This window comes from Neisseria sp. HMSC064E01 (assembly GCF_001808875.1).
Lineage (GTDB): Bacteria > Pseudomonadota > Gammaproteobacteria > Burkholderiales > Neisseriaceae > Neisseria > Neisseria sicca_A.
In genome coordinates this window covers 19,934-27,734 of record NZ_KV794900.1, presented here as the reverse complement: position 1 = coordinate 27,734, position 7,801 = coordinate 19,934, and the positions used below count along the sequence as shown (strand labels likewise).

Genomic DNA, 7,801 nt, shown 5'->3' with positions numbered 1-7,801 from the left:
TTGCTATGATACGAGAGTTCCGATATACAAGGGTATGGATAATTTCAGACGACCTTTGGTGAAATAAATTTGAATGGGGATGGAATTATATCGTATGTACTTCACTCATTTGCGAAAACCGCCTGAAGTTTGGACACTTCAGGCGGTTTGGTAATTGAATGATGCGGAAATTAGAATTTCACGCGGACACCGGCAGATACTTCGTGAGAATGCACTTTTAAGCCGTCGAATTTGCCCAAGTGGTTGTAGCGGTAGCCGGCGTCCAAAGCGACGTTTTCAGTAATGTCATAGCCTACGCCTGCCAATACGCCTACGCCGGTTTTAGTTTTGCGGATCGATTCAGTCTCATGAAAATTCACACTGCGGTAATCGTCGTCATAAGAAAAGCGGTTGATGCCTACGCGTGCGCCGACATAAGGTTTAACTGGGGAATTTAAGTCGAAATCATAAATGGCGGAAACGCCGACGCTTTGGAGTTTGATTTTTGAGTCGAGTGTGTAAGACCGACCCTGTTCATGGTCTTTCAATGTTTTATAGTGGGTGTAATCGGCAGCGACACGGAAATCGCCGAAATCATATCCGGCAGACAGACGCGGGCTGAAGCCTTTGGCACTAGTTTTGCCACCTTCGTCATTGGTTTTAAGGGTTGAGTGGCCAAGATCGCCTTGAATGTAGAAACCATGGCTGTCATCTGCCAGCGCAACGGTTGAGATGGAGAGGGCAATCAGGGTAGTCAGAATTTTTTTCATGTTTGTTTCCTTGCAACGGAATAAGGGGTATTACCGCCGAATATTTATTCAAGACCAACGGTTATCCCAATTGTATTTTATTATGATAAAACAAACAAGATAAAAACTGTCTGTCATGGTTTTCGTTAGCAGCCTGCGGATGTTACGGTTTGGTGTATTAAGGTCGTCTGAAAAAATCTAATCCTATAAAAAGCATTGCAATAAATTGTTTAAAAACAACCGTCCATGCTCAGTCGGGCGGAATACGGTCGGGTCGGTTTCCAGCAGACCTTTTTGTCTAGCCGTTTCGATTTGTGCCATGATTTTGGCGGCGGGTACGCCCGTGCGCTCCTGCAACATCGCGGCGGGTACGCCGTCGGTCAGGCGCAGGGCGTTCATCATGAATTCGAACGGCAAATCATCGGCGGCGACGGTTTTGCGTTCGACGGCTTCACTCGGTTGGCTTTGCATTAAGGCGAGGTAGTCGTTGGGATGGCGGCGGCGGACGGTACGCTCGATGCGGTCGGGGTAGGAGATTTTGCCGTGCGCGCCCGCGCCTATGCCCAAATAATCGCCGAATTGCCAGTAGTTTAAATTGTGGCGGCACTGCATGGCGGGTTTCGCAAAAGCCGATGTTTCGTAGTGGATAAAGCCAGCGCCCTCCAGCGCGCCGTGTACCGCGTCTTCGATGTCGAGGGCGGCTTCGTCTTGCGGCAAACCTTTCGGCGGCGTGTGGCCGAACGGCGTGTTCGGCTCCATCGTCAGATGATACGCGCTGATGTGTGTCGCACCCGTAGCGATGGCGGTTTGCACGTCGTCTAATGCCGTCTGAACGGTCTGGTTCGGCAGGGCATACATCAAGTCGATATTGACTTTATCAAATAATTTCAATGCAGTATCGATGGCGGTTAAGGCTTCTTTGCCATTGTGGACGCGTCCTAGCCGCATCAGCATATCGTCGTTGAAACTTTGTACGCCAATAGAAAGCCGCGTAATGCCTGCGTCTTTAAATCCTTGAAACTTCTCGATTTCAAACGTACCTGGATTGGCTTCCAACGTAATTTCCGCTTCCGGCTGCAAGCGCAACAGTGAACGCACGCCGCTCAATAAACGGTCAATCGATTCCGCCTGAAACAGGCTGGGCGTACCGCCACCGAAAAATATCGTTTCCACCGGTCTGCCCCAAATATTCGGCAATTCAAGCTGCAAGTCGGTCAGCAGCGCGTCGATGTAGGCGGCTTCGGGCAATCCGTTTTTCAGACTGTGGGAATTGAAGTCGCAATACGGGCATTTTTTGATGCACCACGGGATGTGGATATAGAGCGACAGGGGCGGCAGGGCGGTGAGATGTCCGGCTTGGGAGAATGTGATTTGGGTCATGGTGTATTTTGGGATTGAGGTCGTCTGAAATTTTTTTCAGACGGCATCTGTGGTATTAAGTTTCGTGTCAGATGGTTTTATTTGCCCGCTGCAAGGACACACCATATTGTTTCGATACTTTTTTAAAATCGGCTGTGTCCTGTTGCGGGATGATGATAAAAGTGTAATAGTCGCTTCCCGTGTCTGCACTATAAAGTACTGCACCGGCGGCTTCAAATAAGGGATATACGGCCCTTGCCAGCTGATCGGGCAGATCGTCTTCAAGCTGCTGTTCAGTCCAATTCAGGTTGACATTAAAACGTTGCGCCATTTCTGCGATGTAGTCAATAAAACCTTCCCCGTCTTTCCAATCAACGGAAAACAGATGTGCGTAGTCTTCGAGGTTATTGTGTAGGATGAAGCCTTCGGTTAAGAGGTTTTTGAATACGGCGGTTTCGTTATTTTCTTCCTGCGTATTATTTTCCCCGTCTTCATCTTCCCCTCTTAAGTCTCGATGGATATTTTCGATAATGATGCCAACGGTTTCCGGCCGATCGCGGTAAATGACATCCAGCCAATGCCGGAAAAGTGTTTCATGATTTTTAAATGGGCGGAACAATGTGTAAATAAACAAACAGATAAAATATAAAGGGAACATCAGCCAAATCAATAAACGCAGCAAAATGACAATGATGGGCAGAAAAGGCTTTGAGACAAACAATAAAGTTTTAGAAATAAACAGTAACAAAATTAATGATAAAGTTACTATATACGACAATATCAAACGGATGGTTTTCATCAGCAGAATAAAGGGCAGCAAGAGCAGTTTCAAAAGTTGATGGCGGGCATGGGCCATAAATTCGGTTTTATTTCGGCACAAGGACAATCTCAGGTCGTCTGAAATTTTTTCAGACGACCTGTTGTCTTTATGTCGTTAAAGCCTTTTGCGAATCCAAGACGAAAGTTTGGGAGCGCCGAACAGCAGGAAAATGCCGATAAGGAATTGCACGGTGCTGGCGAATATACCGGCTTGGTTTTGCGGACCGAGATTTACCCAAACGGATGTGTGTGCGTCGGTGAGGGTGGATTGTGTAAAACGATAGATAGAGAACAAGTAAATCAGGTTGGGTATGGCTTGGGAAAGAGTGTATACGCCGATCAAGACAATACCGGTCGTCATCCATGGAGCAGGGTGTTTGGGGGTTTCTTGTGCGGTTTGCAGGTGTTGGGGCAGCAGGCGGTTGGCAATAGTGGCAGGGAAACACCATACAAGCAGCCATGCGGCCAAATAAAAGCCGTAGATGGATAGCGGCAACAGGAGTTGTGCGCTGTTATATTCGCTTCCAGACTGGGCGAATATGGTAACGATGCTGCTGAGCGTTTGTACGATACCGATTAAAACGATCAAACGGATGGCGGCAATCAGGATTTGCTTGGGGGACATGTGTTTCCTTTATGATGTGGTGTGTTTAGGTCGTCTGAAAAAGCGTTTCGGGGTTTCAGACGACCTATTATCGATTTATAAAGCTTCGATTTTTTTCAACAATTCCCGCAAAGCCTGTCCCCTGTGGCTTTCGGCGTTTTTGATTTCGGGGTCAAGCTCAGCGGCGGTGCAGTTGTGTTCGGGCAGGTAGAAATGCGGGTCGTAGCCGAAGCCGTTGGTGCCTGCGGCTTCTGCCTGCCATTGTCCGCGCCAGATGCCTTCGGCGATGATGGGTTGCGGGTCGTTTTCGTGGCGGACGGGAACGCAGGCATCATAACAGCTTTTATCGGAGAGGTCGTCTGAAATTTTCAGACGACCTTTCAGGTATTGCCCGTCAGAATTTGCCTGTAAACCCGACGGTAACCGCCCGTCCCGGTGCGGGGATGGGGACGTTGGACATCGGGTCAAGATAATAGCGGTTGGTCAGGTTGCTGACGCTGAAGTTCATGCTCAGGTTTTTGCCGAAGTTGTAGCGTCCGTAAGCGTCCAATACCAAGGCGGAACGCCAGTGGTAGGGTCTGCCCGATGCCTGCATAATCCGCGCCAAGCCCTGACGCGCCAGTTCGTCCTGTTGGTCGGTATCGACGGTGCTGTGGTAGATGCCGCGCATGCCCAGTTCCAGCCTGTTGTTGAAGCGGCGGGTGCCGACATCGAGGTTGAGCGAGTATTTCGGCTGCATGGTTTGATAGAAACGGGTGGCGCCGAAACCGCCGTCGATACATTCGGGGATGCGGTTGTTATAGACGTCGTAGTTGAAGGCGGTCGATTTGTCGCAGGTGCGCTGCTTTAAGCGGTAGTTCGCGCCGAATGAGGCAAACCATTTGCCGCTGTCAATACGGCTTTGCAGCTCGATGCCGCTGGTTTGTTTCTTGTCGTATTGGGTCAGGTTTTTGTTTTCGGTAATATCGATGGCGTTTTTGATGGTGTTGCTGTAGTAGGTCAGGCGGATATTGCCGTGTTTCAGCCGTTGCCAGTAGGGCGCGAAATTGAAGGAATAGCCTGCTTCCCAGTTGGTGCTGCGTTCGGGCTTCAGGTTGAATTCGGTATTGTAGGCTTCCAGCAGGTTGACGTTGGTGGTGGTTGCTTCGTAAATGCTGGGGAAGCGGGTTGCCTGCGCGAAACGGGCGAACAGGCGGCTGTTGTCAGTCAAATCGTAGCTGACGGCGATGACGGGCGACCATGCGCTGGCTTTCAGGTGTTTGGGCATGGGCCATACTTCGTCTTCGTTGGCGGGTTTTTTATAGAGGCGGTGGCCGCCGGTACTGCCCATCGTAGTCGCCCGCTCTTTTTTTTGCAGATAGGGTGTTTTAACATCATCTATTGCAGCATTGGTTAAATATTTGAAATAGCTGCCTTGCAATCCCTGCGGATTGTTTACTTTTTCGTCAAATTGCCCTTGCGTGAAAACCGGCCCTTGATATTTGCCGTCAATATAGGGCGTATAGACTTCTTTCTGTCGGTAAACGGCTTCGTCGTGGTTGAAGGACGGGTTATCTACCTGTGGATTGTCGCCGTTTGCGTTGGCATAGATGACTTCGCCGGTCTGCCTTTCTCCGTTAATCGAATATCCTTTATCGTTATAGTCATAACCGTATTTGTGGCGGAATTCGTTTATCAGGCGATTTGACTCGTCAACATCTTCGGTTCTCAGGATTTTCCGTACATCGTCCGCTTCTTCTTTATTGGCAATCAGTTCGTAATAGGGGATATAGCTGCCGAGTATATATCCGTCCGAGCTTTTCCCTCCTTGCAAATCGACGGAATAAAACGGATCTTTCCTTGCCCGCCTTGCTTTTGCCAAGGCATCGTCGTAAGCCCAGAATTTGTCGTAGCGTATACCTGCCTGAATGTTCAGGCGGTCGGTTGCCTGCCAGTCGAAGGCGACCCCCGCGCCCCATTCGTGGCGGCGGCCGGCCCTCGGACCGGCAACGGCTGTGGCGGCTGTGGCGGAGCCGATGATGTCGAAGATATCTTTGTCGTTGTTGGTGATTCGGTTGGATTCGTCCAGTTTTTCATATTGGACGTTGGCGGAGAGGGTCATGGCGAGCTTGTCGGTCAGGCGCATGCGGTTGCTGATGTCGGCGCCGGTACGGGTGGCGCGGGTGCGCTGTTCCACGCCTGATTTGACGCGGTATGCACCGGGTACAGGAGGCGGATCTTTCGGCTCTTCGGCAGGAACCAACCCTTCAGCAACCAGCTCGCGGCAGCCTATGCCTTCGCTGATGTGCCTGCCGATAAATTCGTTGGGAATTTTATTGTGGACAAAGCAGTTGGCCCACTTGTCGTATTCCTGATCGCCGTAGGTAACGGCCAAATCCGGCCCGCCGCTTTGATGTCGGGAACTGGTTGTTTGGGTGCGCCAGATATTGGCCTGCAAGTCTATCCAGCGGCTACCTTCGGGCTTCCATTCGTAGCCGATTTTATGGCTTTTGGTGTCAATGGTGGAATTGAGCGTTTGCGCAGGTATGACCAGCGGTGGCCTGCCGGTGAAGTTGAACTCGTTGCTGAAGCCCAGCAGTATGGCGTTGTAAAAGGGGTTGTTTTCGCCGAAACGGACGCGGGTGCGCATATGGCCGAGGCTGATTTTCTGATTGTTGGGCAGATACCAGTTGTTTTTCAGCAGTAGGCTTTTGCTTGCCACATTGCTATTGAACACTTCTTCGCCGGGGCGGTAGAGCTTCGCCATGTTCGGTATCATGGTCGCGCCCGTATTGCCGAAATCCGCATTGTCGGGGTCGTATTCCGGATTATTCAGATAACCGTCTGCCCCGCGTTTGCCGCTGAAGTAATTGCCTTTTTTGCGGTCGCTGTAAGCAATCAGGCCGTCTGAAATATCGGTTTTAAACGCCGCCGAAACCATGCCCGAACGGTCGTCTTTGAAATTGCCGATTTTGCTGCTGCGGCTGCGCGGCGGGTTTTTCTCTTGGAAATCGAGTGCCTGATAAGGTTCCAACGTTCCGGCGACTGCGCCCGCCGCCCCGTCTGCCGTCGGCCTGCTCGGAATGGTGCGGTAGTCTTCCACACCGAGGTATTGCAAATTGTCAACGCGGGGCTTGGCCGTATTGCCCGAAAAACTGCCTTTTATCTGAATACCCCATTTTTTCCCTTCGGGAACAATGTCTTCCGGCTCAATAGTTTGAATGGCGACCGAACCGCCTACTCCCGATTTGACACCTCGGGTCATCGACGGCCCTTTTTCTACCGCAATACTGCGGAACAGGGCGGGATCGACATAGTTTCTGTCGGCAACGCCGTAATTGTTCATCCATACGTCGACGGTCTGCTCCGTTCCGTCAATGGTAACGGGGATACGGCCTTTTCCGGCGATGCCGCGTATGCTGGGTGTAATCGCGCTGCCCGCATTGCGCGTATTCATGTTGTACACGCCGTTGAGCCCCTTGAGGATGTCGCCGGCGGCATCGGGGCGGTAGCGTTCGAGGTATTCTTTGCCGAGATAGGCGTTGGAGACGTTTTTGCTGTATTGCTGCGCTTCACCTTTCTGGTCTTTGGTCAGGCGTTTGCCGCGGACTTCGATAGTGTCGAGGACGGCGGTTTCGGGCGTAACCGCATCTGCTGCCCACAGGTGCGGGCTGTGCCACAAAATACTGAGGCAGGCGACGATGGTTTTGAAGGGGTAGTTTCTCATGTGATGACTCCTTGTATTGTCTTTATAACAGGCGCTCCGTCGGGTGCGGACGGTAATCAATACTTCAAGGAGTGGTTTGTAGAATGTGTTTTATGTTTTTATGATGGGGAATGTTGAGTAAGGATAATTGCTGTTTTTTTGAATATTATAGTGGATTAACTTTAAACCAGTACGGCGCTGCCTCGCCTTGCCGTACTATCTGTACTGTCTGCGGCTTCGTTGCCTTGTCCTGATTTAAATTTAATCCACTATATAAGCTTTTGAAAAAAAATTATATGTTTTGTTCCTTTTGTGGCGTGTTTTACGGATAAACGGGATGGAAAACGTCGTCTGAAAACGGCACGGCGGGTTTTCAGACGACGTTTTTGTTGTTCAGAGGGCTTCGATTTTTTTCAACAATTCCCGCAAAGCCTGTCCCCTGTGGCTTTCGGCGTTTTTGATTTCGGGGTCAAGCTCAGCGGCGGTGCAGTTGTGTTCGGGCAGGTAGAAATGCGGGTCGTAGCCGAAGCCGTAGGTTCCTGCGGCTTCTGTCTGCCATTGTCCGCGCCAGATACCTTCGGCGATGATGGGTTGCGGGTCGTTTTC

Annotated in this window: 6 protein-coding genes and 2 pseudogenes; all 8 read right to left on the bottom strand. The window is 50.7% G+C overall.

Annotated features, from left to right (window positions below; translation table 11 throughout):
* Positions 1–170: 170 nt before the first annotated feature.
* Positions 171–749: an opacity family porin gene (locus HMPREF2572_RS03195; protein ID WP_070496237.1), complete on the bottom strand. Its 579-nt coding sequence runs from the start codon at positions 747–749 to the stop codon at positions 171–173.
* A 183-nt stretch (positions 750–932) separates the two neighbouring features.
* On the bottom strand, positions 933–2,108 hold the full coding sequence (hemW, locus tag HMPREF2572_RS03190; protein ID WP_070496236.1) for a radical SAM family heme chaperone HemW: 1,176 nt from the start codon (positions 2,106–2,108) through the stop codon (positions 933–935).
* A 67-nt stretch (positions 2,109–2,175) separates the two neighbouring features.
* Positions 2,176–2,943, bottom strand: coding sequence for a DUF6630 family protein (locus tag HMPREF2572_RS03185; protein WP_246827756.1), 768 nt, complete (start codon positions 2,941–2,943; stop codon positions 2,176–2,178).
* A 78-nt stretch (positions 2,944–3,021) separates the two neighbouring features.
* Entirely contained in the window at positions 3,022–3,531 is a 510-nt protein-coding gene (locus HMPREF2572_RS03180) for a hypothetical protein (protein WP_070496235.1), read from the bottom strand.
* Between the two features lie 75 nt (positions 3,532–3,606).
* Positions 3,607–3,879: pseudogene (locus HMPREF2572_RS03175) on the bottom strand (non-canonical purine NTP pyrophosphatase); the annotation flags it as partial.
* A 25-nt stretch (positions 3,880–3,904) separates the two neighbouring features.
* Positions 3,905–7,216 (bottom strand): TonB-dependent receptor domain-containing protein, encoded by a 3,312-nt coding sequence (locus HMPREF2572_RS03170; RefSeq protein WP_070496234.1) that lies wholly within the window; start codon positions 7,214–7,216, stop codon positions 3,905–3,907.
* 148 nt (positions 7,217–7,364) lie between these two features.
* Positions 7,365–7,478 (bottom strand): annotated as a pseudogene (locus HMPREF2572_RS14750) (IS5/IS1182 family transposase); the annotation flags it as partial.
* 110 nt (positions 7,479–7,588) lie between these two features.
* On the bottom strand, positions 7,589–7,801 hold a 213-nt coding region (locus tag HMPREF2572_RS03165), incomplete at its 5' end, for a non-canonical purine NTP pyrophosphatase (protein WP_283118433.1).

Coding starts and splice junctions, on each gene's coding strand:
- hemW (WP_070496236.1), bottom strand. CDS start 2,108: ATGACCCAAATCACATTCTCCCAAGCCGGACATCTCACCGCCCTGCCG.
- HMPREF2572_RS03170 (WP_070496234.1), bottom strand. CDS start 7,216: ATGAGAAACTACCCCTTCAAAACCATCGTCGCCTGCCTCAGTATTTTG.
- HMPREF2572_RS03180 (WP_070496235.1), bottom strand. CDS start 3,531: ATGTCCCCCAAGCAAATCCTGATTGCCGCCATCCGTTTGATCGTTTTA.
- HMPREF2572_RS03185 (WP_246827756.1), bottom strand. CDS start 2,943: ATGGCCCATGCCCGCCATCAACTTTTGAAACTGCTCTTGCTGCCCTTT.
- HMPREF2572_RS03195 (WP_070496237.1), bottom strand. CDS start 749: ATGAAAAAAATTCTGACTACCCTGATTGCCCTCTCCATCTCAACCGTT.